Origin of the sequence: Kitasatospora sp. NPDC093679, from assembly GCF_040683455.1 — a bacterium.
GTDB classification, from domain to species: domain Bacteria; phylum Actinomycetota; class Actinomycetes; order Streptomycetales; family Streptomycetaceae; genus Kitasatospora; species Kitasatospora arboriphila.
In genome coordinates this window covers 69,100-95,765 of record NZ_JBFBDW010000023.1, presented here as the reverse complement: position 1 = coordinate 95,765, position 26,666 = coordinate 69,100, and the positions used below count along the sequence as shown (strand labels likewise).

Genomic DNA, 26,666 nt, shown 5'->3' with positions numbered 1-26,666 from the left:
GGCAGCCGCGCGGGAACGGCCCGGCCGGCGGCGCACCACGGCGACGTGCAGGAACCGGGGACGGCCCCCACGCCGTCCCCGGTTCCGCGTTCCGTTCCCCGGCCGGCCCCCCACGGCCGCCGGGTCGGACCCGTGTCGCTACGACACGGGAGTGATCAGGCCGTAGTGGCCGTCGTGGCGGTGGTGAAGCACGTTGCCGCGACCGGTCTCGGCGTCGGTGAAGAACACGAACGGCAGACCGCTCAGGTCGAGGCGCTCGACCGCGTCGGCGACGGTGAGTTCCGGCGCGCCGACGGTGCTCGCCGGCAGGCCCGGGACCTGCTCGGCCCGGGGACCGGCCGTGGCCAGCCGGTACCCGCCGTCGGCGGCGTCCCGGTGGACCACACCGTCGCCACCGCCCGCCGTGTCCGTGAACAGGTGGAAGTCGTAGTCCATCGCCTCCAGTTCGAGCACCGCCTCCCAGGCGGTCTGCCGCGCCGGGCCGTAGGACGTGTGCCGGACGATCCTGCGGTCCCCCGTGCTGCGGGCGGGCCGCTGCGGGCGGTGCCCGCGGCCGGCGCCGTCGGCCCCGGTGTCCGGGGCCGTCCCGTGGCGGCGGTGGTGGTCGTGGTGCCGGCGGACGCGGGCGATCCGCGCGTTCAGCCGGTCCTGGAGCAGGTCGATCGCCTCCTGCATGGTGGCGGCCGCCACGTGGGCCCGTACGGGCCTGCCGTTGAGGTCGACCACGGCCTGGGCGCGGGAGGGCCGGGCCACCGCGTGGTTGGGCTCCTGGGTGAGCTTCACCCGGGCTGCGAGGACGGGCTCGTCCAGCCGTTCCAGCACGGCGAGCAGCTTCGTGCGGGCGTAGTCGGGCGCGGCCAGGGTGACCTCGCCGCGGGTCTCCACCAGGACGCCTCGGGCGGGGCGGGTCTGCAGACGGTTCATCGGGGTTCCTCTTCCGGTGGGTTCAGACTGCGGTTCGGGGCGCCGGCGTGCGGGGTACTGCCGGCCGCGGCAGCTGCGGACGGACGGTGGTGCCGGTGGTGCCGAGGAGCGCGCCGAGGGCGTCGTCCAGCGGTCCGATCACGGCGGGGCGGCCGGTCCGTTCGGCGAAGGCGGCCGCGGCCTCGGCCTTGGGCCGCATCGAGCCCGCGGGCAGGTCGAGTGCGCGCAGCCCGTCGGGGGTGACATCGGTGAGCGGACCGGGGTGGCCGGCGCCGAAGCGGGTGAACACGTGGGTGACGTCGGTGAGGATCAGCAGGACGTTCGCGTCGAGCAGTTCGGCGAGCAGGGCGGCGGTGAGGTCCTTGTCGACCACGGCCTCGACGCCGCGGACGCGCCCGGTGTCCGGATCGCGGACGACCGGGATGCCGCCGCCTCCGGCGGCGACGACCACGGTTCCGGTGGCGAGCAGTGTGCGGATCGCCGGCATTTCGGTGATCGCGACCGGCCGCGGCGAGGGCACCGTGCGGCGCAGCCGGTCGCCGTCACGGGCGGTGGTCCAGCCGCGTTCGGCCTCCATCAGCCGGGCCTGGCGGTCGGTCAGCTGCCCGCCGACGAACTTGGTCGGCCGACGGAGCGCCGGGTCGTGCGGATCGACCTCGGTGTGGGTGACCAGTGCGATCACGCTCCGCCCCGGCAGGCGGGCCGTCAGCTCGCGGACGAGCAGGGTGCCGATCATGCCCTGGGTCTCGGCGCCGACCACGTCCAGCGGGTAGGGCACGGTCAGGGCCGGGTCGGTCTCGCTCTCGGCGGCGAGCAGGCCGACCTGCGGACCGTTGCCGTGGGTGATCACCACCTCGTGTCCGGCGAGGACGAGTTCGGCCAGTGACCGGGCGGCGTCGTGGACGTGGTGCTGCTGGACGGCGGCGTCGGGGTGCTCCCCGCGCCGGAGCAGGGCGTTGCCGCCGAGGGCGGCGACGATGCGCATGGTCAGTCCCTCCCGAGGGTGGCGACGAGGATCGCCTTGATGGTGTGCATGCGGTTCTCGGCCTGCTCGAAGACCAGCGACGCGGGCGACTCGAACACCTCGTCGGTGACTTCGAGGCCGTCGAGTCCGTGCTGCTCGGCGAGTTCGGCGCCGAGGTCGGTGCCGCGGTCGTGCAGGGCGGGCAGGCAGTGCAGGAAGGCGGTGCCGGGGTTGCCTGTCGCGGCCATGACCCCTGCGTTGACCTGGTACGGCAGCAGCAGGTCGATGCGCTCCTTCCACCGGCCGTGGTCCTCCCCCATCGAGACCCAGACGTCGGTGTACAGGTAGTCGGCGCCGCGCACGGCCTCGTCGACCTCCTCGGTGAGGGTGAGCCGGGCGCCGCTGTCCCGGCCGCGCAGCAGGCACTCCTCCACCAGGGACGGGTCGGGCCAGAGCTCGCGCGGCGCGGCGACGCGCACGTCCATCCCGAGCAGACTGCCCATCGCCATCAGCGAGTTGGCGGTGTTGTTGCGGGCGTCGCCCAGGTAGCAGAGGGAGATCTGCTCCGGCGGCCTGCCGCTGTGCTCACGCATGGTGAAGACGTCGCAGAGGCTCTGGGTGGGGTGGCACTCGTCGGTCAGGCCGTTGTAGACGGGGACGCCGGCGTGCGCGGCGAGTCCGGCGACGGTGGCCTGGGCGAAACCGCGGTACTCGATGCCGTCGTACATCCGGCCGAGCACGCGGGCGGTGTCGGCGACGGACTCCTTGTGGCCGATGTGGGAACTGTCGGGGCCGAGGTAGGTGGTGGTGGCGCCCTGGTCGGCCGCGGCGACCTCGAAGGCGCAGCGGGTCCGGGTGGAGTTCTTCTCGAAGATCAGCGCGAGGCGGCGGCCGGTCAGCCGCGGGGTCTCGGTGCCGGCCCGCTTGGCGGCCTTCAGCTCGGCGGCGAGGTCGAGCAGGTGGTGGATCTCGGCCGCGGTGAAGTCGAACTCGGTCAGGTAGTGGCGGCCGTTCAGGTTGACGGTCATGGCGGGTTCGTCCTCCGGGTGGGTCAGTCGACGGGATCGCGCTGGATCGGGCAGCTCATGCAGCGGGGGCCGCCGCGGCCGCGGCCGAGCTCGGAGCCGGCGATGGTGACGATCTCGATGCCCTGCTTGCGCAGGTGGGTGTTGGTGGTGGTGTTGCGCTCGTAGCCGACGACGACGCCGGGTTCGAGGGCGAGGAAGTTGCTGCCGTCGTCCCACTGCTCGCGCTCGGCGGCCCGGGCGTCCTGCTCGGCGGAGAGGAGGCGGACCTTGTCCACGCCGAGCGACTCGGCGAGGGAGGCCGCCAGGTCGGCGTCCGGGGTGACCTCGAGTCCGCCGGGCCGTTCGGGGGCGGGGGTGAGGGTCCACGAGCGCAGCCGGTCGGCCAGGCCGGGGTGGACCGCGAAGGTGTCCCGGTCGATCATCGTCAGAACGGTGTCGAGGTGCATGAACGCCCGGCTCTCCGGCAGCCGCACGGCGATCACCCGGTGGGCGGCGCCGAACAGGAAGAGGTTCTGGGCCAGCAGCTCGACCGCCTGCGCGGTGGTGCGCTCACCCATGCCGACCATGACCACCCCGGGGGCGAGGACGTGGACGTCGCCTCCCTCCAGGCTCGGACCGGGGCCGGCCGCGGTGCCGTCCAGCAGCGGCGGCGCGGTCTCGGCGAACAGCGGGTGGAAGCGGTAGATCGCCGCCGTGTGCAGGGTCTCCCGGCGGCGGGCGGGCCTGGCCATCGGGTTGAGGCTGTAGCGGGCGCCGATCCAGCAGGAGTTGTCGCGCGGGAAGAGGTGGTTGGGCAGCGGTGGGAGGGCGAAGTCCTGATCGCCCAGCGTGTTCCAGAGCAGGCTGTGCGGCCTGCGGAGCGGCAGGTCGTTCTTGAGGACGCCGCCGATCAGGTACTCGGCGAGCGTCGTGCCGTCGAGCTGGTCGCACAGCTCCCGCACCGGCTCCACCAGGGCCGGGCCGACGGCGGCCGGCGTGACGACCTGGCCCAGCAGCCAGGCACGGGCGGGTGCCAGGTCGAGGGTCTCGGCGAGCAGCTCGGCGTAGTGGTGGACGCGAACGCCGTGGTCGCGCAGCACCTGGGCGAAGGCGTCGTGCTCCTCGCGGGCCCGTTTGACCCACAGGATGTCGTCGAAGAGCAGCTCGTCGACGTTGCGCGGGGTGAGTCGGGAGAGTTCCAGGCCGGGGCGGTGCAGGATCACCTGGCGCAGCCGGCCGGCTTCCGAGTCGACACGCAGAGTGGACATGTCGGTGTGCTCCTTGGTTCTCAGTGCTGGTGGCGCGGCGTCAGCGCGCGACGGAGGAGGGCGGGCAGGCCCGCACGGCGTGCACCGCGGGCCGCCGCGGGCAGCGGCTCCCCGCGCCCGGCCTGCGCGGTCCCGGTGTGCGGAGTTCCGGTGGGGGCACCGGTTCCGGCCGTGCGGGTGCGCGGGCGCTTCAGCCAGATGTACGCGGGGATGCCGAGCAGGATGGTGAACAGGCCGTAGTAGACGGTCTGGTAGCCGCTGCCCTGGATGGACCAGTAGCAGAACGCCAGGGCCGCGACGGCGACGGCGGTGTCCCGGACGAGGCGGCGCCGGTCGAGCTCCTCACGGCCGTGCTGCACGAGCCAGAGCAGCTGGGCGGCGGCCGCGACCAGGTACGGGACGGCTGCGGTGAGCACGCTCAGCAGCACGATCCCGGTGAAGACCTGGGTGAAGCGGGTGTAGCTGACCACGGTGAGCACCGAGGCGAGGACGGTCGCCGAGAGGATGCCGAAGGCCGGCACGCCGGCGCGCCCGCGGACCTTGGTGAAGGCGGACGGGAAGAGTCCGTCCCGGGCGGCGGCCATCGGCATCTCGGCGCAGATCAGCGTCCACCCGTTGAGTGCGCCGATGCCGGAGACGATCGCCGCCGCCGCGACCAGGTCACCGGCCCAGTGGCCGCCCGCGACGGTGTTCACCGCGTCCGTGAACGGCGCGGTGGAGGAACCGAGTCGGGCGTGCGGCACGGTGCCGAAGACGGCCAGTGTGCCCAGCAGGTAGATCGCGGCGCACGCCAGCGTGCCGTACACCGTGGCACGCGGGACGTTGCGCCTGGGATCGCGGACCCGTCCGGCGGCCACCGAGGCGGTCTCCAGGCCGATGTAGCTGAACAGGGCGATCGCCCCCGCCGCCGACACCGCCCCGAGCGCCGACGTCCCGCTGGCGTTGAAGGCACCGAAGTTCCCGGACTTCACGAACAGCAGGCCGACCGTGCCCATGAAGGCCAGCGGCAGGAACTTCAGCACCGTGGTGACGATCTGGAACGCGCCGACGGCCCGGACGCCCGTCAGGTTGACGACGGCCGGCACCCACAGGCCCGCGAGCGCGATCGCGATCGAACCACCGGTGTGGTGTCCCTTGTTGACGAACACCTCGACGTAGCCGACCCAGGCCACCGCGATGGCCGCGTTGCCCGCCCAGGCGGTGATCCAGTACGACCACGCGGTGAGGAACCCGGCGAACTCCCCGAACGCCTCCCGGGCGTAGACGTACGGTCCGCCGCTTCCCGGCACCCGCTCCGACAGCCGGCCGAAGGTCACCGCCAGGGCCAGGGCTCCGATCGTCACCAGGGCGAACGCCACCAGGGCGATCGGCCCGTACGGGGCGAGTGCGGACGGCAGCGCGAAGACGCCGGTGCCGATGACGCTGCCGACCACCAGTGCGGTCGCCGCCGGCAGGCCGAAGCCGTCGGCCGTGCCGGACGGGCCGTCATCCGGGTTTCTCCGCAGGGCCTTTCCACGGCCGTGTAGGGACATCACGCGCTCCTTTGCGGTGTGCTCGGGGAAGCGGGCGGACACTGCTGTGCCCGTGACCCACGGTGAAGATCCTCGGAGAGAGGCCGGGTGCCCTCCCAGGGACCGACGGCCCTGTCCTCCTCGCCGGCAGTCCCGTCGCCCGTGCCCCGATGGTCCCGGCCGGGGCGGTCGGACTGACGGTTCGTCACCGGACCGGACACGTCGTCCCGCTCGCGGAGCCGCGGCCGGTCAGGGACCACCGGCCCTCCGGTCGGCCCGGTCGGTCCCTGTGCCTGCCCGGACCGTGGCCCGCAGAGTTCTTCTCGAACGAGACCTGCAGGAGCCCCCGGCCCTGCACCACCCGGCTGCCGGAAGGCGGCGGGTGGCGGCGGTCCGCTCCCGACCGTGCACCCCCCGTCCGCAAAGGAGTCCCCGATGGCCGGCACCCGAGCCACCCGCGTCACCCGCGTCACCCGCGTCACCCGCCCATGGCAGCGCCACCTGCGCCGGGCTCTCGGCACCGAGCACAACGCCCTGGCCCGGGCCGCGGACCGCGCCCGCAGCCGCTCGCTCGTCCTCGCGGTCCTCGCGGTGGTCGTGGCGGCACTGCTCGGTGCCGTGGCTGCCCGAGCCGACCTCGGCTCGGCCGAACGGCGCGCCGAGGCGGCGGCGCCCCACCTGCACCGCATCGACGCGGTCCTGCTCACGCCGACCCGGAACTCCGGTGGCACGGCCGATGCCGTGGCCGGCCGCTACCGTGCCGCCGCGACCTGGACCTACCCCGCCGGACAGCACAACACCGGCACCGTCCAGCTGGATCGGCCGACCCCGACGGGCGCCACGACGACCGTCTGGGTGGGCGACTCCGGGCAGCCCGTCCCCGCGCCGCCCGGCACCGCCGATCTCGTCTCCGACGCGGTGAGTCTCGGCCTGTTCGTCTTCGGCTGCCTGTCCCTCCTCACCGCCTGCGTCCTCGGTCTCCGTCTGACCGCTCTGAACCGCCGGGCGGACGCGGCCTGGCAGCGCTCGTGGGCGGAACTCGAACCCGTCTGGAGCGGACGCGCCGCCCGCAAGCCCGGCAACGGTGAGGCCCGCCGCGGCTGAACCGGACCGCACCCGAAGGCTCGGGCCCCGGCCCGCGTCCCGGCTCGCCGTCCACGACCCGCCGTTGTCCGCGGTTCGCGGGCCGGGTCACCGGCCCTGTGCAGGCATCGGTTCGCCGACCGGGTCGGTGGCGCCCTGGTCGAGGCGGAAGGGCGGGTACACGTCGGTCATCAGGGCCGCGTACGCGACGACGCGGAAGACCCAGCGGTTCAGCCCGACGATCAGGTCGAAGATGCCCGCCGGATAACGGGCGGTGAAGGCCAGCGACACACCGGCGAAGAGGGCGAGCAGGCCGATCAGACCGCCGCCGCCCCGGTCTCCCGCGCCGCCGAGGAAGAAGCCGAGGACGGCGTAGTGCGGGAGCACCAGCAGCCACCACTTGACCAGCACCAGCCCCCGGGACAGCCGTTCCGGGCGGGCGACGGCGAGTGTGGCGGGGTAGTCGGGCTCCTCCCCGAGGCTGAACGGCGGGTAGCGGTCGGTGCCGAGGCCGCCGTAGGAGTAGTACGAGACCCGCCATGTCCATCGCAGCACCCCGAGGTTGAAGTCGAAGATCCACCGCGGATAGGCGCCCGTGAAGAGGACCGCGAAGAACACGACCACCGTCAGCAGGAAGAAGGCCGCCCAGAGGAAGCAGAGGACGATCCAGTGGGGTATCGCCAGAAGCCACTTGACCAGCCAGAGCCAGCGCGAGACCGGTAGGTCCAATCTGGCTTCGAGCCGTACGGGATTCACCTTCACGCCGGTCACGGCGATCACCTCCTGGCAGGTCGGCGCGAGGCCGGGCAGTCCGGCACGGCCGGAACCCGGCCGTACCTGCGACACGCTCCGGACACCCCCATGGTCGAACGGCCGCGACGGCCGGCGGCAGGGCCGGCCGGCCCCGACCCCAGGGCCGCGGGGCCGGGATCGGCCGCAGGGGGAACCGTAGGTCCGGCCTCCGGCCCCCACCCGGCACGTGGCGGATCGACCGGATGCACCCGGCCCCGGGAAGCCGTCGGTCTTCGGCGGTCCCGCCCGGTCGTCGGCGGCGTGGACCACAAGGAGGGCTCCCAACCGGCCCTGGTCCGGGCGGCCGACGGCCGTGGGCGGTGTCCTCGGGCGAGGTCAGGTGCGTTCGGCCAGGAGGGAGGCGCTCCCGGCGAGCGTGGCCATGCGCGGGTAGTCGTCCTCGTCGATCCGGCAGCCCGCTCGCACGGACAGCCGTTCCACCAGCGTCAGGAAGTCCATGGAGTCGAGTTCGAGTTCCTGCCTGAGGTCGGCCTGCGCGTCCGTCTCGGTGAAGTCGGCGTCGGGCACGATGTCGAGGAGGACCTCCTTGACGAGTTCCTCGGCCTGGGCCTGGTTCACAGTTCCTCCGGTTGCTGGAGCAGTCGGTCGAGTGCCGACAGGTAGCGGGCGCCGGTGGCGCCGTCACTGGCCCGGTGGTCGGCCGACAGGGTGGCCGTGACCACGGGCCGGACACCGAGCATGCCGTCCGCGGCCCAGGGGCGCTCGACGACCTTGCCCAGGCCGACCAGGGCGACCTGGGGCGGATAGATCACTCCGAACACCGCCTCCACTCCCTGGTCACCGAGGCTGGTCACGGTGATCGACGGGTCGGACGTCTCGGAGTGGCGCAGTCGGCCGGCCCTGGCGCGTGCGACCAGGTCGCGCAGGCGTGCCATGAGCTCGGGCAGCGGCAGATCGGCGGCGTCGCGGATGGCGGGCGCGATCAGCCCGCCGCCGCGCAGGGCGACGGCAACGCCGAGGTGGACGGCGGGTGCGGGGGTGAATCCGTCGGTCCACCATCCGTTGAGCTGTGGTACCTCGCGGGCGGCGAGCGCCGCGGCCTTGAGCATCAGGGCGGCCGGCACCAACCGTTCGGAGACCGGCAGCTGCCGGTTCCGGTCGCGCAGCCAGCGCATGGCGGCCGCGAGGTCGACCGTGGTCGACAGGTAGTAGTGGGGGATCTCCCGCTTGGAGCGGTCCATCAGGGCGCCGACGGCCTGCCGCATCGCCTCGGCCCGTGCGCCGGCCGTCCGCGCCGGCTCGGGAGTCGTCCGCGGCGGCTCGGCGGCCGTCCGCGGTTCCTCCGTCTCCGCCGGGCGCAGCGCGGCGCGTACGTCGGCCGCGCGGACGGCTCCGTCGGCACCGCTCCCCCGTACCAGGGCCAGGTCCAGCCCCGCCTCCTCGGCGATCCGCCGGGCCATCGGCGTGGCCCGGATCCGCACACCGGCCGCTTGCACCGCGGTGGGCGGGCCCGGCTCCGACGGGCCTTGGTCGCGGGAACGGGTTCTCGACGGTCCTGCGGCCGCCGGTTCCGCCGGGTGCTCGGCGGACGCGTGCGGTGCGGCTTCCACGTCCGCCCTGGTGATCCGCCCGCCGGGCCCCGTCCCGTGGACGTCGGCCAGGTCGACGCCGCCCGCCTCGGCCAGCCGTCGGACCAACGGGGTGGCGACCGGCTGCGCGTGCTGTTCCGCCGGCCGCTCGTCCGCCGCGGCGACCGGCGCCCCGGCCGGCGTCCCCGTGCCCGTACCCGAGTCCGTGCCGGTGTCCGCGGCGATGACCGCCAGCGGCGCGCCGACCGGCACCACGGTCCCGGGTTCGACCAGGAGCTCTTCGACGGTGCCGGTCTCGAAGCACTCCACTTCGATGGCGGCCTTGGCGGTGTCCACCACGGCCACGATGTCACCGCGGTCGACCCTGTCCCCGGGGTGGACGAGCCACTCCAGGAGGGTGCCCTCGGTCATGTCGGCCCCCAGCGAGGGCATGGTGAACTCGGCCATGTCAGCCGACCGCCCGTCGGACGGCCGCAAGGATGCCGGCGACCTGGGGAAGCGCCGCTTCCTCCAGCTGACGGGCGTAGGGCACCGGTACCTCGGCCGCACAGACCCGCTCCACCGGTGCATCGAGGTCGTAGAAGGCCTGCTCGGTGATCCTGGCCGCGATCTCGGCGGAGAGGCCGCCGGTCCGCCAGCCCTCGTCGACGATCACGGCCCGGTGCGTCCGGCGCACGGAGCCCATGACGGTGTCGTCGTCCAGCGGCCGGAGCGTGCGCAGGTCGACGACCTCGGCGTCCGTCCCGTCCTCGGCGAGCCGCTCGGCAGCCTCCAGCGCCTTGCCGAGGGAACCCCCGTACGTGACGAGGCTGACGGCCGTGCCGGGGCGCCGGACGGCTGCCGTTGCCAGGTCCACCGGCCCGCCGTCGGGATCCGGGGAGCCGGAGGCGTTGTAGAGCGAGCCGTGTTCGAAGATCACCACGGGGTCGGGGTCGGCCAGTGCCGGTGCCAGCATGTGCCGGGCGTCGGCGACCGTCGCGGGGGCGAGGACCCGGATGCCGGGGATGTGCGCGTACCAGCCCTCCAGGCTGTGCGAGTGCTGGGCGGCGAGCTGGCGCCCGGCACCGGTGGTCATGCGGATCACCAGGGGCACGGCCACCTGGCCTCCGGACATGTGGAGCAGCGTGGCGGCGTTGTTGAGGATCTGGTCCAGCGCCAGCAGGCTGAAGTTGACGGTCATGATCTCGACGATCGGACGCATCCCCGAGATGGCGGCGCCGATGCCCGCGCCGACGAACGCGGACTCCGACAGCGGCGTGTCCCGGATGCGGTCCGGTCCGAACTCGTCGAGCAGGCCCAGGCTCACGCCGAACGCGCCGCCGTAGCGTCCGACGTCCTCGCCCATGAGGAGGACCCGGTCGTCGGCAGCCAGCGCCTCGCGCATGGCCTCGCGGAGCGCCTCACGGTACGTGACGCCCTTGGCGACGGTCCTGGCCGGTGTCACGGCGCCTCCCGGGGGCTGTGCACGAAGCGCAGGAGGTCCTCCACCGGCTCCGGGGCGCCTTCGCGGGCCTTTTCCAGGGCCCGGTCGAGTTCGTCGGCGACGCCTTTCTCGAGGAGTGCGAGCGCGTCGTCGTCGTAGCCGTCCACGGTCTGCATCCGGCGGACGAGGGCGGTGATCGGGTCGCGGTGCTTCCACCGTTCGACCTCGGCCTTGTCACGGTAGAGGTCGGGGTCGTACATCGAGTGGGCACGGAAGCGGTAGGTGCGCAGTTCGAGGAAGCAGGGGCCGTGGCCCTCGCGGACGAGCTCGGCCGCCCGGCGCGTCGCCCGCTCGACGGCGAGGACGTCCATGCCGTCCACCGCCCAGGCGACCATGCCGTAGGAGGCGGCGCGGGCGGCGAGGTCGATCTGGGCGTGCTCCCTGGCCAGCGGGGTGCCCATGGCATAGAGGTTGTTCTCGCAGACGAGCAGCAGGGGCAGCTCCCACAGGGCGGCCAGGTTGGCGGTCTCGTGGAACTCGCCCTCGGCGAAGGCGCCGTCTCCGAAGAGGCAGCAGGCCAGTTGCCCGTCGTGGCGGAGCCGGTCGGCGAGGGCCAGCCCGGCCGCCACCGGCAGGCCGCCGGCGACGATGCCGTGGCCTCCGTAGAACCGCCGGCCGGTGTCGAACAGGTGCATCGACCCGCCCCGCCCCCGGCTGCACCCGGTGATCCTGCCGAGCATCTCGGCGAGGACGGCCTCGGCCGGAATGCCGCGCGCCAGGGCGTGGCCGTGCTCCCGGTAGGTGGTCACCACGGCGTCGTCCTGCGTCAGGGCGCCGAGGACGCCGACGGAGACGGCCTCCTCGCCGATGCACAGGTGGACGAACCCACGGATCTCCCCGGCGCTGTACAGCTCCACGCAGAGCTCTTCGAAGCGGCGGATCCGCACCATCTCGCGCAGCAGCTCGTGCCGGTGCCCGGCCCGCCCACCGGCGTGATCCGCGGAGCGGCGGGCGTGCGCGCGTTTGCGGGCGGTCATCGCGTCTCCTCCAGGGTGGAGAGGTCGCCCTCCGGGAGGCCGAGTTCACGGGCCCGCAGGAGCCGACGCATCACCTTCCCGCTGCGGGTCTTCGGCAGGTGCTGGTCGAAGACGATCTCGCGCGGGGCGATGGCGGGGCCGAGCCGCCGCCGGGCGAAGGCCGTGATGTCGCGGACGAGCGGGGTTCCCGGCTCGAATCCCGGCTTGAGCGAGACGAAGGCCTTCACGACCTCCCCCGCGACCGGGTCGGGGCGCCCGATCACTCCGGCCTCGGCCACGGCCGGGTGTTCCATCAGCGTGCTCTCGACCTCGAAGGGCCCGATGAGGTGGCCCGCGGACTTGATGACGTCGTCGGCCCGGCCGACGAACCAGTACCAGCCGTCGGTGTCCCGCCGGGCCACGTCGCCGGTGAGGTACCAGCCGTCGGCGAAGCAGGCCCGGTAGCGGTCGTCGGCGTTCAGGTAGCCGCGGAACATCGACGGCCACCCGGGGCGCAGTGCGAGCTCGCCCTCGGCGTCCGGCTCCTGCAGGACGGTCACCCGACCGCTGCGGACGGCCGCGCGGCCGTCGGGCCCGCGTTCCAGCACCCCCGCCTCGACGCCCGGGAGCGGCCGTCCCATGGACCCGGGCCGTACCTCGCCGCCCGCAACGTTGGCGATCATGATGCAGCCGGTCTCGGTCTGCCACCAGTTGTCGTGGATGGGCATGCCGAGGGTCTCCTCTCCCCAGCGGACGGCCTCGGGATTGAGCGGCTCGCCCACGCTCGCGATGAAGCGCAGCGCCGACAGGTCGAAGGAGCGCGGGAGTTCGGGCGGGGATCCGCGGGGTGAGACCCGCATGAGCATCCGGATGGCCGTGGGCGCGGTGTACCAGACGTTCACCCGCTCGCGGGAGAGGATGCCGTACCAGCGCCGGGCCTCGTACTCGCCGGCGTCGACGACGGCGGTGACCCCGTGGGTGAGCGGGGCGATGATCCCGTAGGACGTTCCGGTGACCCACCCGGGGTCGGCGGTGCACCAGAACACGTCGTCCGGTCGGAGGTCGAGGGCGAGTGCGGCCGTGGCGTGGTGGGCGACCACGGCTTCGTGGACGTGGACGGCCCCCTTGGGCGTGCCGGTGGTCCCACTGGTGAAGTGGAGCAGCGCCATGTCCTGCGGGTCGGTGTCCGGGATGGTGAAGTCGTCGGATGCGCCGGCGGTGAGCGCGTCGAAGGGAAGGGTGCCCGGGAAGGCCTCGGTGGTCGGTCCGACGATCAGGACGTGTTCGAGGCGCGGCAGGTGTTCCCGACGGCCGGCCACCTTGCGGCGGTAGAGGTCCTCGGTGGTGACCAGCACCCGCACGTCGCCCAGCCGCAGCCGCTCCTCGACCGGCACCGGCCCGAAGGCGGGGAACAGCGGGCAGAACACCGAGGTGTTCTTCAGCGTGCCGAGCACCGACGCGTACAGCTCGGGGCAGCGGTGGAGCAGCGAGGCGACCCGGTCGCCGGGACCGACTCCGAGTGCCTGCAGCCCGCCGGCGAACCGGTTGCTGAGCCGGGCGAGTCCGCCGTAGGTGATCTCGGTGACGGTGCCGTCGGCGGCGATGCAGCGCAGTGCCGGCCTGTCCCCCCGGCCGGCGGCGACATGCCGGTCGACGGCCTCGTGGGCGATGTTCAGCCCACGTCCGCCGGGCAGGCCGTCGAGCCGGTCCCGGGCGCGGCGCCAGTGGTCCGCGGGTGCCTCCGGGGTGCTGGCAGCGGCTGCGTCCGTGGCTCGTTCCGGGCCGTCAGGGTGCACGTTCGCTCCTCCCGACCGAGGACCTCACCGTCCGGTCCGGACGGCGTCTGCGCGCAGTGTCCGGACCCGCACTTCCATCGTGCGATGAACGGGCAGCCGTCGCGCGACGGACTCGCGGCCCGCGCACGGGAGCGGTTCACAGCCGGGCGACGACGAGCACCGTGTCGTCGGTGGCACCGCCGGGTGGCAGCAGGTCGGCCAGCACGCTGTCGGCCAACGCCTCGGGAGGGTCGGATGCCCTCGCCGCGAGCGCCCGGGCAAGGCGGTCGAGGCCGACGTCGATGTCCTCGCGGCGCCGCTCGACCAGGCCGTCGGTGTACAGGACGAGGGTGTCGCCCTCCTCGAAGGCGACGGTTGCCTGGGGCCGTGAGAGGTGTTCCGGGCGGGCGCCGAGCGGGGGGTCCGTGGCCCGGTCGAGGAATTCGAAGGAGCCGTCGGACCGCAGCAGCACCGGCGGCGGGTGGCCTGCGCTGCTGTAGGTGATCGTTCCGACCCCGTGGTCGATGAAGGCGGTCGCGGCGGTCGTGTTCTCCGCGCCCTCGACGGAGCGCGAGTACAGGCCGAGTACCTCGAGGGACTGCGCCGGGCCTTCGGTGACGCGCGAGGCGGCGCTGAGCGCGCTGCGGAGCTGGCCCATGACACCGGCCGCGGCGAGCCCGTGTCCGACGACGTCGCCGACGGCGATCGCCGTGCGGTGCCGGGGCAGGGCGACCAGGTCGTACCAGTCGCCGCACACGTTCAACGTGCCGACGGCCGGCCGGTACCGCACGGCCGCACGCAGCTGTTCGAGCGGTGCGGGAGCCGGCAGCATCGCCGCCTGCAGGGCGAGGGCGACCTCGCGTTCGCGGGCATGGGCCTCGCGCAGGCGCTCGTTCAGCGCTTGGAGTTCGCGGGCCCTGGTGTAGAGCTCGGCCTCCAGGACGCGGGCGCGGTTCCCCTCGGGCAGGCCGTGCGCCTTGATCAGTTCCGTGATCTCCTCGACCCGGTGCACCAGGAGCACCACCCTGCCGTCGGGCCCGAGCACGGGCGCGTTGACCGGGCTCCAGTAGCGCTCCTGCCACTCGCCGGGCCGCTCCAGGCTCTCGACGTCGTACCGCTGGAGCGCCATGCTGTCGCGTTCGCCGGTCGCCAGGACGCGGTGCAGCGAGGCCCCCAGGTTGCGTGCTCCCGTGGCTTCGGGGTCGTTCGGGTTGTCCGGGAACACGTCGAACAGGTACCGGCCGACGAGTTGGTCGCGCGTCCGCCCGGAGAGCTGCAGGAACTCCTCGTTCGCGTCCGCGTACACCAGGTCCGGGGTGAGCAGGGCGACCATGCCCGGCAGGGCCCGGAAGACCGCCGCGTAGTCGATCACCTGTCCTTCGCCGGCTCTCGGTCGGAGTCCGGACGGACGACGACCACGGGGCAGCGGCCGTGGTGCACGCAGTGCTGACCGACGGAGCCCAGCAACGCCTCGGCGAAGCCGCCGTGGCCGCGGTTGCCGACGACCAGCAGGTCGGCCCCCTTGGATGCCTCCAGCAGGGCGGCTGCGGGATGGCCCTGTACGACGAGCTGTCGGACCCGACCGTCGCCGCCGGTGACCTTGCCGACGGCCTCGGCCAGGCAGCGACGCGCATCGCCCTCCAGGTCGACGCCCTCCAGGATCGGCGACGGCCAGCCGTAGCCGGTGGGATAGTCCCAGGCGATCAGCGCGTCGACCGTGCCGCCGACCAGGCCGGCCTGGTGGACGGCCCAGCGCAGGGCCTCCTCCGCGGCCGACGAACCGTCCACGCCGACCACGATCCGCGGTGCCCTGCCGGTTCCGTCGTCCACTGCGCACCTCCGTGTTCGCGGCCGTGTTCGCGGCCGCCGTCCGCGAGCGGCACCGGGCCGTCCTCCGGGCTCGACTGGTGATCGGGCGAGCCGCACCATCACACGCCGGTCCGGCGGCGCAGGCCGCCTTCCACGCTACGCACACCGGCGGCCCCGCTCCTCGCCGAAGGCTCCGCCATCCGGACCATGCGGCCCGGCAGCACCACCCGCGCGGGCGGTCGATCCGGCCGACCGGTTCGAGAACGCCTCACGTCCCGTCGTGCGGTCCAGCGCCCCGTCGCCTCCACCACCGGTGCCACCAGTGGTGCCGGACGGTCCGGTCCGCACCGGGGGGCTCCGGAACCGGGGCGCCGGTCTCCGGCTGCGAGGGCACGCCACGGGTGGCGGGCAGGTGCGGGGCGTGGAGGGCGGCCAGTCTGCGGTAGAGCTCCTGCTCCTCCTCGGCGGGGTGTTCCGGTATGCGGACGGCGACCGATACCCGGAGGCTGCCCCGGCCCCGGCCCTCGGCGCGCGGCAGGCCCAGGCCGGGCAGGTCGAGCACGGCCCCCGGCTGGGTACCGGGCGGAACGGTGAGGAGGACGGGGCCGTCCGGTCCGGGGACGGTCGGTGTCGCGCCGAGAACGGCCTGGTGCACCGGGATCTCCAGCCGGTACCACAGGTCCGCCCCTTGGCGGGTGAAGCGCGGATCGGCGGCCGTCCGCACGGTCACGTACACGTCGCCCGGCCGCCCGCGCGCGCCCGGCGGCGGCATGCCCCTGCCGGGCAGCCGGAAGATCGTGCCCTCCGCGATGCCGGCCGGGATCCGGAAGCTGACCGGGTCCTCGACGACCGCCCTGCCCGAACCGGCGCAGTTGCTGCAGGGGTGCCGGACCACGGTGCCCCGGCCGCCGCACGCCCGACAGGTCGCCACCTGCTGCAGGACGGTGCTGCCGCGGCGGCGCTCGGTGACCTGCTGACCGCTGCCGCGGCAGCGGAGGCACTGCTGCGGTGCACCGTCGGCGGCACCCGTCCCGCCGCAGTCCGGGCAGGCGGCGGGCCTGCGGACGGTCACCGCCCCGGTGGATCCGGTCATCACGGCCGAGAGCGGCACGGTCAGTTCGAGTTCGATGTCCGCGCCCCTTTCGGGAGCGGATCCCGCGCCACCGCCCGGCGGCGCCCCGAAGGAGCCGTCGAACAGGTTGCCGAAGACGTTGCCGCCCCCGCCGAAGACCCTGCCCCCGCCGCCGCCTCCGAACACGTCACCGCCGAACACGTCACCGAGGTCGAGCCCCGCCAGCAGGTCCTCGACGGACACGGCGGTGGGCCGGGCCGTGCCGCGCCGGTCGTACTCGTCGCGCCGCTCCGGGTCCGACAGCACGCTGTACGCCTCGGCGACCTCCTTGAACCGGTCCTGCGCGCCCGGTTCGGTGCTGAGGTCGGGGTGGTAGCGGCGGGCGAGTTCGCGGAAGGCCCGCTTCAGCGTCTTCGGGTCCGCATCGCGGGGCACGCCCAGCACGTCGTAGTAGTCCCTGCCACGGGTGGTCGCCATGGATCCAGCGTCGCTCCCGCGCCGCTCTGCTGTGAGGGCCGACCGGCCCCCACCGGCCCGGCGGCCGGACCCGTCCGCGGGCGCGGGCCGCCGGCGCCCGGCCTATCCGTGCCGCGTGGTCGGGTCGAACCGGGCGGCGGCGAAGGCCACCAGGCCGCCGGCGGCGGCCGCGCCGAGGCCGGGCCACGCGACGGGCTCCGTTCCCAGCACGTCCTGCAGGGCCGGCAGGTACAACGCCGCGAGACCGAGCACCGCCGAGGCGGCGACGGCCAGCGGCAGGAAGGGATTGGCCCGGGTGAACAGTCGCTCGCGCAGGCCGAGGACCACGCCGAGCTGCGCGGCGAGCAGGGTCAGGAAGAGGAGGCTCTGCCACGCACCGCCGCGGTCCTGCGACCAGACCCCGGCCGCGAGGCTGAGCGCCGTCACCAGGACGCCGAGACGCAGCACGCCCTGCCAGAGCCCGGCGCCCAGGACGTGCTCGCGCGGGGGTCTCGGCGGTCGGCTCATGGTCCGCGCGGCGACCGGCTCGGCGCCCACCGCCACACCGGTCAGGCCGTGGGTCAGCAGGTTGATCCACAGGATCTGGCCGGCCCGCAGCGGCAGCGGGAGGCCCACGGCGGGGCCGAGCAGCATGACGAGGATCTCGGCCGCACCGCCCGACATCGCGAACAGCAGGAAGCGGCGGATGTTGTCGTAGACCCGGCGGCCCTCCTCGATCGCGGAGACCACGGTGGCCAGTTCGTCGTCCGCCAGCACCAGGTCGGCGGCCTGCCGTGCCACCTCGCTGCCGCGGCGGCCCATGGCGACGCCGATGTCCGCCTGTTGCAGGGCCGGGCCGTCGTTGACGCCGTCGCCGGTCATCGCCGTGACGGCGCCGTGCTCGCGCCAGGCATCGACGATGTCGAGCTTCTGCTGCGGGTCGGTGCGGGCGAACACGCGCACCGAGGTCAGGTCGGGGTGGACACCGGCGGCGAGGTCGGCGCCGGTGACGACGTCCGCCGCACCACCCGGCTCGGGGGAGGTCAGTCCGACGCGCGCGGCGAGCGCCCGGGCGGTGGCCGGGTGGTCTCCGGTGATGAGCACCGGGGTGATGCCGGCCCGGCGGCAGGCCCTGATCGTGGCGGCGGCGGCCGGCTTGGGCGGGTCGCTGAGCGCGGCGAGCCCCAGCAGGTGCAGCCCCTCCTCGGTGACGGCCGCCGCGCCCTCGCGGGTGGCGGCGGCCACGGCCAGCACCCGGAATCCGTCGGCGGCCAGCCGGGCGGCCGCTCGGCGGGCCTGGTCGAGGCGGTCCGGGCCGTCCACGAGAACGGCGGGCTGCAGAACGGCTTCGGGGGCGCCCTTCAGGCACAGCTCCACGGTGCCGTCCGGCGCCCGGTGGACCGTGGTCATCCGTTTGCGGACGCTGTCGAAGGGGAGTTCGTCGGTCCTCGGACGCTCCGCCGCGAGCTCCGCGAGGTCGAGGCCGGCCTTGGTCGCCGCAGCCAGGAGCGCGGCCTCGGTCGGGTCGCCGAGGGCCGTCCATTCGTCGTCGGCGGTGGCCGGTGCCTGCAGGGACGCGTCGTTGCACAGTGCAGCGGCCCTCAGCAGGGCGACCGCCCGGTCGTGGCCCCGGGGTCCGGAGGTTCGGATCTCGCCCGTGGGCCGGTAGCCGGTCCCGGTGACCGTCGCGTCCCATCCCGGGCCCCACAACCGCTCGACCACCATCCGGCCCTCCGTGAGGGTTCCGGTCTTGTCCGTCGCGAGGACGGTGACCGAGCCGAGGGTCTCGACGGCGGGGAGCCTGCGGACGACGGCGTGCCGGGCGGCCATCCGGCGCGCGCCGATCGCCAGGGCCAGGGTGACGACGGCCGGCAGTGACTCCGGGACGGCGGCGACCGCAAGGCTGATCGCGGTGACGGCCATCGTCTCCAGGTCCTGGCCGCGCAGCAGGCCCACCGCGAACACCACGGCGCACAGGGCCAGTGTCACGGCGGCGAGCACCCTGCCGAGCCCGGCCAGCCGGCGCTGCAGCGGTGTGCGCTGCGGACGCGGATGCAGCGAGGCGGCGATCCGGCCCAGCGTGCTGTCCGCGCCGGTGGCGGTGACGGTGGCGACGGCCCGGCCGCGGACCACCACCGTGCCGGCGCTGAGGGCGGAGTCGTGTGCGGGGTCCTTGTCCACGGGCACGGACTCGCCGGTCAGGACGGACTCGTCCACCAGCAGTGCGGACGCCTCCGCCACCGCGGCGTCCGCGGGGACGACGTCCCCCTCCCCCAGCAGGACGACGTCCCCCGGAACGATCCCGGTCGCGGCGACCTCGCCCTCGACGCCGTCCCTGACCACGCGCGTTCTCGGGGTGCAGAGCGCGGACAGGGCAGCGACCGCGCGGTCGGCGCGGACCTCCTGGGCCACGCCGACGGCCGTGTTGACGACCACGACCAGCCCGATCACCACCGAATCCGCGTGATCGCCCGTGGCCAGCGTCAGCGACGCCGCGGCCAGCAGGACCAGGATGAGCGGGTCACGCAGCTGCGTGGCGATCCGGAACCACAGCGGGGTGCCGGCCGAGGGGGCCACCTCGTTCGGGCCGTGCCGGGCCAGCAGCGCGTCGGCCTCCCGCTGGGTCAGGCCGCGGCGGTGCTCGACGGCCGCTGTCACTGGCCCACCTCCTGCCCGGTCGCATCGGCGTGCCGGCGGCCGCGGACAGGCCCGGCACGTCCGCGCAACACCCGGCGCCACCGGCCGTGACCGCGTTGTCCGCCATGGCGCGGGCTGCCGGGGAGGGACTCCACCGGCCCACACACGGTCGGCGGTTCCCATCGTGCTACCGGCGGCCGCCGCCCGACAGGGCCGGGCGGCCCTGTGCCGACGGCAACCGTCCCACCCGGCCGCGCATGTCGGCGTCGTTCCTCACGCCCCTGGTGCCGCCACCGCGGCGGCGGTCCGCAGGACCTCGGGCGCGACCGGCCGCAGCCGCCCTCGGCGATCTCGATCTTGCGGGGTGCCGCTCGACCTGAAGCCTCCTGCCGCAGCGGCACCGCCGTGACGGCACCGGCAGGCGGCCGTGCAGCGCCGGTGAGCAGCGATCCGGCCCCGACGGCGACCGTGCGCCTCGCCCGGGAGGCGGCAACCGGGGCGACGCTTCGCCTCACCGACGTGCTGACGCCTTGGCGGCAGGGGGAACCCGACGGCGGGGTGGTGACGGTTCACTGCTGCGGGGAGGCCGGCCGCGGCGGGCGGGGGTGGTCGGCGCCCGAAGACTACGTCCGACCGCTGCCTCGCGTTGGGCCGTGCGGCCCATGTCGGACGGCCCGGCCTCGTTCACTCTGGAGGTGCGGGCTCCGGACGAAGTGGGTGGTCCCCGTGGCGAATCTGGGCGTGGCGATCGTGCGGCACTACGAGCGCGGGGTGGTGTTCCGGCTGGGACGGCTCCGCGGGGTGCGCGACCCCGGGATCCGGTTCATGATCCCGCTGGCGGACCGGATGTCGAAGGTCACCCTGCGGACCGTGACCATGCCGATCCCCTCCCAGCAGGTCATCACCCGGGACAACGTCTCCATCGGCGTCGCGGCGGTCGCCTACTTCCGCCGGGTGGACCCGGTGAAGTCGATCGTCGAGATCGAGGACGTGTCCAGCGCGATCGGGCAGATCGCCCAGACCACCGTCCGCAACGTGGTCGGCCGCTCCCTGCTGGACCAGGTGCTCACCGACACCGAGACCCTCAACGAGCAGATCAAGGAGATCCTCGACGGCCTCACCCAGCAGTGGGGCGTCCTGGTCCTGGTGGTCGAGCTGAAGGACATCCAGCTGCCGCAGACCATGCAGCGGGCGATGGCCCGCCAGGCCGAGGCCGAACGCGAGAAGCGCGCCAAGATCATCGCTGCCGAGGGCGAGGCCCTCAGCGCCGGCCGCCTCGCCGAGGCCGCCGACGTCATCGCCGGCCACCCGATCGCCCTGCAACTGCGCAATCTGCAGATCCTCGCCGAGATCGCCGCCGAGAAGAACTCCACCATCGTCTTCCCCGCCCAGTTCCTCGAGAGCGCACGGGCGCTCACCCGCTTCGTCGGCCAGGAGAGCCGGTCCGCGGCCTACCCGCGGTCGGTCACCGCGCCAGACCCCGACGGCGGTCAGGCCCCGAGGCCGGACTGGCCCGTCCCCCAGGACGAAACCCTCACCGATCCGCTGAAAGGACAGGTCTGGACATGAACGACCGGACGACGAACACACCGGTGCGCACCAGGAGGTGGACGCTGCACCTGGACCTCTTCGAGGAGGGCGACCTCACCTGGGTGCACGCCGTCCTCGACACCGGTGGCAGACGGCTCGAAAGCCGCACCGACGCCCATCGCAACCCGCACGACCCCCCGGTGCCGGAGATCGGCGACGAGTACGCGGCCGGACGTGCCCTGGTCGACCTCGGCCACCAGTTGCTCCGCGCCGGCACGGCCGACGCCGACGCCAACGAGCCGCCGCTGCACGGCTGATCGCCAGGACGCCCGCCCGTCGCAGCGGCTTGTCGGCGCGGCGGCGTCCGCCCCCCACGGAGGGAACGTGCCCATGGCATCCGCAGGCGGAAGGACAGGTGACCCCGGCCTGCCCGGCCCCGGAGACATCGGCCTGCGAGTGGCCCGGCGCAGGCAACTGCTCGGTCTCAGCCGCAGGGACGTGGCCGACCGGGCAGGCATGGCACCGGGGTACGTGGACCACGTGGAGTCGTCGTCCGGCCCCGTCGACGCCGTCACGCTCACCCGCCTGGCGGCAGCACTCGGCACGTCCCCCGGGGAACTCCTGGGCGGCGTGCCGGATGTGGCGCCCGGCCCTGCCCCGGCGGCGGGCGGGGCGGTGCTGGCGGAGCTGCCGGAGGAGCTGTGCTGGGCGAAGCTGGCGCCGGGCGGGATCGGCCGGGTCGCCCTGTCGACCCGCCGCGGTCCCGTCGTGATGCCGGTCAACTACCGTGTCCACGACGGCACCGTGGTCTACCGCACCAGCATCGGGAGCACCCCCGCGAGCGCCGCGGGCCACCGGGTCGCCTTCGAGGTGGACCATCTCGACGAGGCGGCGCGCCGCGGATGGAGCGTCCTGGTCTCGGGCATGGCGGTCCGTGTCGACGACCCGGAGGCGGTCGAGCAGCTGACACGGCAGGGGGACCCGGACCCGTGGGCCGGGGGTGAACGCCACGTGTGGATCGGGATCGCGCCCTCCGTCGTCACGGGCCGGACCATCGGGCCGCCGCCGGTGGCGGCACCCGGGGACGGCCCCGACCGCCCGGGAGGGCGGGGGGACTGACGGCCTCGGTCGGACAGCACACCGTCGTCAGGGGCGCCCGCCACCGGCCGGTGCCTGTCCGAACGTCAGGCCGCCGCGTGGGGCGCAGGGAGCAGGTGGCTCGTGAACCACCGCGTGACGAGGTCCGCCACTTCCTCCAGGGCGCCGGGCTCCTCGAACGGATGCGTGGCGCCGGGGACGACGGTCAGCCGGTTCTCGCAGCGCAGTCGGGCCTGCGCCTGCCGGTTGAGGTCGATCACCACGTCGTCGAGGCCCCCGACGATGAGCAGGGTGGGTGCGGTCACCCCCGGGAGCCGCGCTCCGGCGAGGTCGGGCCGTCCGCCGCGCGAGACGACCGCTGCCGCCGGGGAGTCCGGCTCCGACGCCGCCCTCAGCGCAGCGGCGGCTCCGGTGCTGGCACCGAAGTAGCCGACCGCGAGGCCACGGGCTTCCGGTCGGCCGGGCAGCCAGCGGGTGGCGTCGGTCAGGCGGCGGGCGAGCAGCGCGGTGTCGAAGACGTTTGCCCGGTCGAGCTCCTCGTCCTCGGTGAGCAGGTCGAACAGCAGGGTGGCCGGACCCGCCCGGTTCAGGGCACGGGCGACGAAGCGATTGCGTGGGCTGTGCCGACTGCTGCCGCTGCCATGGGCGAACAGCACGATGCCCTTCGCCTCCTCGGGCAGGGCCAGCTGACCGCCGAGCCGGGCCCCTTCCGCGTCCACGACCACGTCCCCGCCCGCGAGATGCCTCAGCCGCTCGGCCAACCGGACCAGTTGAAGAGGATGTCCCGGTTCGGGTCCGTGGGGTTCTGCACCGCAGGCTGAACGGCCGCCGGTGGCGAGCCTGAAGTCGAGCTTGCGGCCGTAGGAGAAGTAGATCCGGCCGGAGAACTTCGGGATCCTGAGGGTGATCGACTGGCCGTTCGCCGGACCCGCGATCGCCGCATCGGGGGCGGGGACGGGCGGCACGGCGCCGCCGGGCCACGGATGGAAGGTCCCGGTGGCGTCGGCCCAGCCCTGCCGTCCGGTCGACAGCTCGGTACCCAGGTCGTAGATGAACACCTGGTCGGCCAGGCCGGACTGGTTGGTCGGGGTGAGCGGGATGGTGTCCGGCACCGCTCCCTGAAGCCGGGGCCGTGGTGAGACCGGCCGCCAGCAGGCCTGCGGCCGGCATGCCGGCAGCGGCCCTGCGGCCGGGCCGGGCCTAAGGTCTTCTCGTCACGGACGGGTGCCCTTCCGAACAGATGCGTGGGTGGGGAGTGTCCAGTCGGCTGTGTCCGCGGCCGGTGCACGAGCCCCGGCAGTGCACGACGGGGACCGTACGGGACTGGTGCAGCACAGCGAACGGCCGGTGCAGCCGGGGTGATGGGTGGTCGGCCGGGGCCCCGCGTGCGGGCCCCGGCCCTGATTCGCCCACTGCTGCTGTCAGGTCAGCTGTAGGGCAGTCGCAGGACGGTGAGGTTGCCGGTGCCCAGGACGCTGGGGCCGGAGCCGAGGGCGTTCCAGATCTCCGCCTTGACCGTGCCGTTGACCAGGTCGCAGGCCGTGCCGGTGGCCGAGACGAGGCCGGCGGTCTGGGTGTAGTGCTCCCACCCGGCCACCGGGTCGGTGGCGAAGTAGTGGTACGTCTCCACCCGGTTCCAGGTCCCGTTGCCCGCACAGTCGTAGGACAGCCGGATCTGCGTCGCGTTGCCGACCGCGGTGTTCGCGTCGACCGCCAGGTCGAAGGCGGTGGTGCCGCCGTTGTGGGTGAGGTTGAGGCCGGTCGCGGTCAGGGTGAGCGGGTTCGACGGCGCGCCGTCGTGGTTCGCCCCGCCCGCCGAGGCCACCGTGGCCGTCCCGGCCGCCTGCGTGCTGCCGGTCAGGGTGCCGTCGGACTGCAGGTACAGCGTCGGCGAGGAGGGGGTGCCACCCGTCGATGACGCGGAGGGCGAGGCGGAGGTGCTGGTCGAAGCACTGGCTGACGCACTGGCCGAGGCGCTCGTCGACGGCGACGCGGACGGTGAGGCGCTGGAGGTGGAGCCGCCACCACCGTCACCGATGCCCTTGCCCCCGGTCGCGGTACCGCCGCTCCAGGTGTTCGCACCACTGGCCAGCGTCCTGCCGGCCGGCACGTCCACGACCGTGCCGTCGGAGAAGTGGACGGTGCGGGCGGTACCGGTGATGTTGGCGGCGACGTAGGTGCGGGCGCCGTTCTTCACGAAGACCGAGGCGAGCGGGGTGTCGGCGGTGACGGTGGTGTCGACGGTGCCGAGGGCTGCCAGGTTGCGGACCCAGTGGAAGGTGTGGGCCTTGCTCTCCCCCTCCTCCGAGGTGAAGGAGTTGTTGGCGCGGAAGGCCGCGAGGGCCTTGTCCCCGTCGCCCAGGGCGAGGAACTCGTACCAGATGTCCGTCCAGATCGTCGGCTGGGTGTGGCCGCTGTTGGTGAGCATGTCCTGGTAGTCGGCCTTGACGTACGCCGGGTCCTGGCCGAGGTAGAGGTGGCCGCCGGTGATCGGAAGGAGGTTGATGCCCTGGATCTGCTCCGGAGCGCTGGAGAACCAGGTGGCGTACGCTCCGCCGTCGCCCCACACCATGCCGACCTCGTCGTGCGGGAAGGCGGCCGGGTAGGTCTGGTGGCTGCTGTCGAACCAGTAGTCCTGGATGGCCGCGGCCTGGGTGGTGTACATGTAGATGCCGGCGTCGCGGACGGCCCTGTTGCCGGTGGCCTCGCCCCACTGGATCAGGGCGTTGTCGAAGTTCATGCCCTCCGACGAGGACTCCTGGTTGTTGCCCGCACCGAACGAGCCGTGGCCCGACGCCCAGTCGTGGCCGTCGTAGATGTCCCAGTCCCGCAGGTACGGGAAGCGCGTGTCGCTGCGGTCGTAGTTGTTCGCGTCCCGGATCAGCATGTCCACCATCCCGCCGTACTGGCCCTCCGCAGCCCACGCGGGGTCGAACTTGGCGAGGGTCGCGGCCGCCGCGACGTAGTACCCGTAGTGGAAGTGGTGGTCGTTCAGCTCCTGGTCCGAGCCGTACGAGGCGGGGTAGCCGATCAGCGTGCCCCAGTTCTGGTCGTAGTAGAACAGGTGCGCCGTCTTGCCCTGCGGGGCAGTGAACCAGTCGGTGAGCTTCGACCTGATCGTCGCGAGCGCCGAATCGCGGACGGCCGTGTTCCCCGTCTGGTCGGCCATCTCCGCGATCCGCGCGGCCCGTCCCAGGCCCTTGCCCGTCCAGTAGGTGTCGTCGCTCACCTGCCTCGCGGGGTCGGCCTTCTCGGCGTTCAGGTAGGTCTGCAGCACGGTGGCGTCCGTGCCGCTGCCGTCACCGACGGCCGGCACCTCGGGCAGGACGCCGTGGTAGACCATCGAGGTGGTGAACGACGAGACGCCGCTGAGGACCTTGAGCGCGCCGCGCGCCGAGACGTACGTCTGCGGGAGCGGGCTGCCGCCGGCCAGGTACCGCCACTGGTGCGGCAGCAGGGCGGCGACGGTGCCGGTTTCGTTGCCTTCACGGGCGACCGTGGTGAACCGGTAGTCGGTGGTGACCGTGCTGCTCGCCTCGTCGTAGCGGTAGTCGACGGTGCTGCCGGTGACGTGGCTGTGCGCGTACCGGCCGTAGGAATCCGCCAGCGCCGCGCGCTCGGAGGCCGGCGTCGTGGACGTGGTCGGCAGCACCGCGATCGAGAAGTAGCCCTTGCCGGCGAGCGGGGAGGTGATGGCCGAGCCGTTCACCGACCAGGTCGCACCGGTCGGTGCGTACGCCACGTAGTCGTGCCCCTTGATCGTGTAGCCGATCGCCGAGCCGGTGTTGGACCAGACGGCGGCACTCGCACCAGGTGCGACGGAGATCTGCGCGTTGCCGCCGGTCACCTGGAAGTAGGCGAAAGGCAGGCCCTCACCGATCGTCGCCCGCACCGTGCGCGCACCGTCGGAGAAGTACGGACTGACCGTCCAGTCGCTCCACCCGTCGACCTTCACCTCCGGGGCACCCAGACCCGTCACACCCGCGACGAAGTCCTCGCTGTACGGGAAGTGGTACTCGCCGACTCCGGTCCCGCTGCCGGAGATCGCGGGCGCCGTGGTGTAGGAGAATCCGAGTCCCGCCGACTGGGCGCGGTAGCCCAGCGGGTGCGCGAACAGCGGCTCGCCGTAGGCACAGTTGGTCTTCTTCCACAGGATCGAGGACCACCAGTCGTTGGTGGGCACCGCACCCGCAGGCGCGTTCGCCGTCACCCACTGCCGGGGATTGGTCGACAGGTTTCCGCACCCCGACGGCAGCGGGCCCGGCGGCTGGGTGGTGTAGCTGCCGGCACCGACCGTGCCGGCGGACGCCGTCTGCGGGCCGAGCGCGGCGAGGGCCGCTCCGAGCAGGGCCACCACGAGGGCGACCGTGCCCGGCCGCAGCAGCCGCCGGCGGCGGCGGGACACCACCGCCCCGCGGGGGAGGGCGACTTCGGACGGGCGGTGGTCGGGCACGGCTCTGCGGGAACGGTCATGAGGTCTGAGCACGATGAGAACTCCCTGGGGTTGGACCGCGCATCGGGACGGGATGCGCGGAGGGGAGGACCGGAGGACGTGCGGGAGGAGCTTCCGGGACGGCCTGCGGAATACGTGAGCCCGGCCGCCCGGTTGAGAGCGCTCTCAAGTGGAGGAGGTTAGGGGCGCGTCCGAGAGGAGTCAATGACTCCGACGCGCCGAGGCGAAAGGACACCCTTCGACCGGAAACGGCACCCCTTGCGCCGAGGCGGGCCGAACCGGGGGCCGGCCGGCCCGC

21 protein-coding genes are annotated in these 26,666 nt (G+C 73.8%); 4 read left to right on the top strand and 17 right to left on the bottom strand.

Annotated features, from left to right (window positions below):
• Window positions 1-138: 138 nt before the first annotated feature.
• The 5 genes from AB0O09_RS20470 to AB0O09_RS20450 are packed head-to-tail and all read right to left on the bottom strand — an operon-like array spanning window position 139 to window position 5,695.
• Window positions 139-924, bottom strand: a complete 786-nt coding sequence (locus AB0O09_RS20470) for an HPF/RaiA family ribosome-associated protein (protein ID WP_363543184.1) — start codon at window positions 922-924, stop codon at window positions 139-141.
• Window positions 925-946: 22 nt separating this feature from the next.
• Window positions 947-1,909 carry a carbamate kinase gene (locus AB0O09_RS20465; protein WP_363543182.1) on the bottom strand — a complete coding sequence of 321 codons (963 nt, stop codon included), beginning with the start codon at window positions 1,907-1,909 and terminating at the stop codon, window positions 947-949.
• A gap of 2 nt (window positions 1,910-1,911) precedes the next feature.
• Window positions 1,912-2,916, bottom strand: coding sequence for an ornithine carbamoyltransferase (argF, locus tag AB0O09_RS20460; RefSeq protein WP_363543179.1), 1,005 nt, complete (start codon window positions 2,914-2,916; stop codon window positions 1,912-1,914).
• A gap of 23 nt (window positions 2,917-2,939) precedes the next feature.
• Entirely contained in the window at window positions 2,940-4,163 is a 1,224-nt protein-coding gene (locus tag AB0O09_RS20455; RefSeq protein ID WP_363543177.1) for an arginine deiminase, read from the bottom strand.
• 20 nt (window positions 4,164-4,183) lie between these two features.
• Window positions 4,184-5,695, bottom strand: a complete 1,512-nt coding sequence (locus AB0O09_RS20450; protein ID WP_363543174.1) for an amino acid permease — start codon at window positions 5,693-5,695, stop codon at window positions 4,184-4,186.
• 414 nt (window positions 5,696-6,109) lie between these two features.
• Here AB0O09_RS20450 and AB0O09_RS20445 point away from each other — a divergent pair, with 414 nt between their 5' ends.
• Window positions 6,110-6,778 carry a hypothetical protein gene (locus AB0O09_RS20445; RefSeq protein WP_363543172.1) on the top strand — a complete coding sequence of 223 codons (669 nt, stop codon included), beginning with the start codon at window positions 6,110-6,112 and terminating at the stop codon, window positions 6,776-6,778.
• 87 nt (window positions 6,779-6,865) lie between these two features.
• Here the strand turns inward: AB0O09_RS20445 and AB0O09_RS20440 are convergent, their stop codons facing one another.
• The 10 genes from AB0O09_RS20440 to AB0O09_RS20395 all read right to left on the bottom strand — a co-directional run bounded on the left by AB0O09_RS20440 (window position 6,866) and on the right by AB0O09_RS20395 (window position 19,308).
• A complete protein-coding gene (locus tag AB0O09_RS20440; RefSeq protein ID WP_363543170.1) occupies window positions 6,866-7,528 on the bottom strand; it encodes a DUF4389 domain-containing protein in 663 nt (220 codons plus the stop codon).
• 357 nt (window positions 7,529-7,885) lie between these two features.
• On the bottom strand, window positions 7,886-8,128 hold the full coding sequence (locus AB0O09_RS20435; protein WP_363543168.1) for a phosphopantetheine-binding protein: 243 nt from the start codon (window positions 8,126-8,128) through the stop codon (window positions 7,886-7,888).
• Window positions 8,125-9,546, bottom strand: a complete 1,422-nt coding sequence (locus AB0O09_RS20430) for a 2-oxo acid dehydrogenase subunit E2 (protein ID WP_363543166.1) — start codon at window positions 9,544-9,546, stop codon at window positions 8,125-8,127. Before AB0O09_RS20430 ends, AB0O09_RS20435 begins: the two co-directional genes overlap by 4 nt.
• A 1-nt stretch (window position 9,547) precedes the next feature.
• On the bottom strand, window positions 9,548-10,543 hold the full coding sequence (locus AB0O09_RS20425; RefSeq protein WP_363543164.1) for an alpha-ketoacid dehydrogenase subunit beta: 996 nt from the start codon (window positions 10,541-10,543) through the stop codon (window positions 9,548-9,550).
• The gene (pdhA, locus tag AB0O09_RS20420) at window positions 10,540-11,559 is read right to left on the bottom strand and encodes a pyruvate dehydrogenase (acetyl-transferring) E1 component subunit alpha (RefSeq protein WP_363543163.1); all 1,020 of its coding nucleotides are present in this window, start codon (window positions 11,557-11,559) and stop codon (window positions 10,540-10,542) included. The genes AB0O09_RS20425 and pdhA overlap by 4 nt, the downstream gene beginning before the upstream one ends.
• The gene (gene acsA, locus AB0O09_RS20415) at window positions 11,556-13,334 is read right to left on the bottom strand and encodes an acetate--CoA ligase (RefSeq protein ID WP_363543160.1); all 1,779 of its coding nucleotides are present in this window, start codon (window positions 13,332-13,334) and stop codon (window positions 11,556-11,558) included. Before acsA ends, pdhA begins: the two co-directional genes overlap by 4 nt.
• 136 nt (window positions 13,335-13,470) lie before the next feature.
• Window positions 13,471-14,685, bottom strand: a complete 1,215-nt coding sequence (locus tag AB0O09_RS20410) for a SpoIIE family protein phosphatase (protein WP_363543159.1) — start codon at window positions 14,683-14,685, stop codon at window positions 13,471-13,473.
• Window positions 14,682-15,143 carry a universal stress protein gene (locus AB0O09_RS20405; RefSeq protein WP_363543157.1) on the bottom strand — a complete coding sequence of 154 codons (462 nt, stop codon included), beginning with the start codon at window positions 15,141-15,143 and terminating at the stop codon, window positions 14,682-14,684. Before AB0O09_RS20405 ends, AB0O09_RS20410 begins: the two co-directional genes overlap by 4 nt.
• Window positions 15,144-15,390: 247 nt before the next feature.
• Window positions 15,391-16,671 carry a DnaJ C-terminal domain-containing protein gene (locus AB0O09_RS20400; RefSeq protein WP_363543155.1) on the bottom strand — a complete coding sequence of 427 codons (1,281 nt, stop codon included), beginning with the start codon at window positions 16,669-16,671 and terminating at the stop codon, window positions 15,391-15,393.
• 102 nt (window positions 16,672-16,773) lie between these two features.
• Window positions 16,774-19,308, bottom strand: coding sequence for a cation-translocating P-type ATPase (locus AB0O09_RS20395; protein WP_363543153.1), 2,535 nt, complete (start codon window positions 19,306-19,308; stop codon window positions 16,774-16,776).
• A 705-nt stretch (window positions 19,309-20,013) separates the two neighbouring features.
• Between AB0O09_RS20395 and AB0O09_RS20390 the strand changes: the two genes are divergently transcribed.
• From AB0O09_RS20390 to AB0O09_RS20380, 3 genes are all read left to right on the top strand, one after another.
• Complete coding sequence (locus AB0O09_RS20390) at window positions 20,014-20,856, top strand: slipin family protein (protein WP_363543151.1); 843 nt, start codon at window positions 20,014-20,016, stop codon at window positions 20,854-20,856.
• A complete protein-coding gene (locus AB0O09_RS20385; RefSeq protein WP_363543149.1) occupies window positions 20,853-21,134 on the top strand; it encodes a dsRBD fold-containing protein in 282 nt (93 codons plus the stop codon). The genes AB0O09_RS20390 and AB0O09_RS20385 overlap by 4 nt, the downstream gene beginning before the upstream one ends.
• Window positions 21,135-21,207: 73 nt before the next feature.
• Window positions 21,208-21,936 (top strand): pyridoxamine 5'-phosphate oxidase family protein, encoded by a 729-nt coding sequence (locus tag AB0O09_RS20380; protein ID WP_363543148.1) that lies wholly within the window; start codon window positions 21,208-21,210, stop codon window positions 21,934-21,936.
• 65 nt (window positions 21,937-22,001) lie between these two features.
• Here the strand turns inward: AB0O09_RS20380 and AB0O09_RS20375 are convergent, their stop codons facing one another.
• Both AB0O09_RS20375 and AB0O09_RS20370 read right to left on the bottom strand, forming a co-directional pair.
• Window positions 22,002-23,027 (bottom strand): beta-1,3-glucanase family protein, encoded by a 1,026-nt coding sequence (locus AB0O09_RS20375; RefSeq protein WP_363543147.1) that lies wholly within the window; start codon window positions 23,025-23,027, stop codon window positions 22,002-22,004.
• Window positions 23,028-23,341: 314 nt separating this feature from the next.
• Window positions 23,342-26,401, bottom strand: coding sequence for a glycosyl hydrolase (locus tag AB0O09_RS20370; RefSeq protein WP_363543145.1), 3,060 nt, complete (start codon window positions 26,399-26,401; stop codon window positions 23,342-23,344).
• Between the last annotated feature and the right edge of the window lie 265 nt (window positions 26,402-26,666).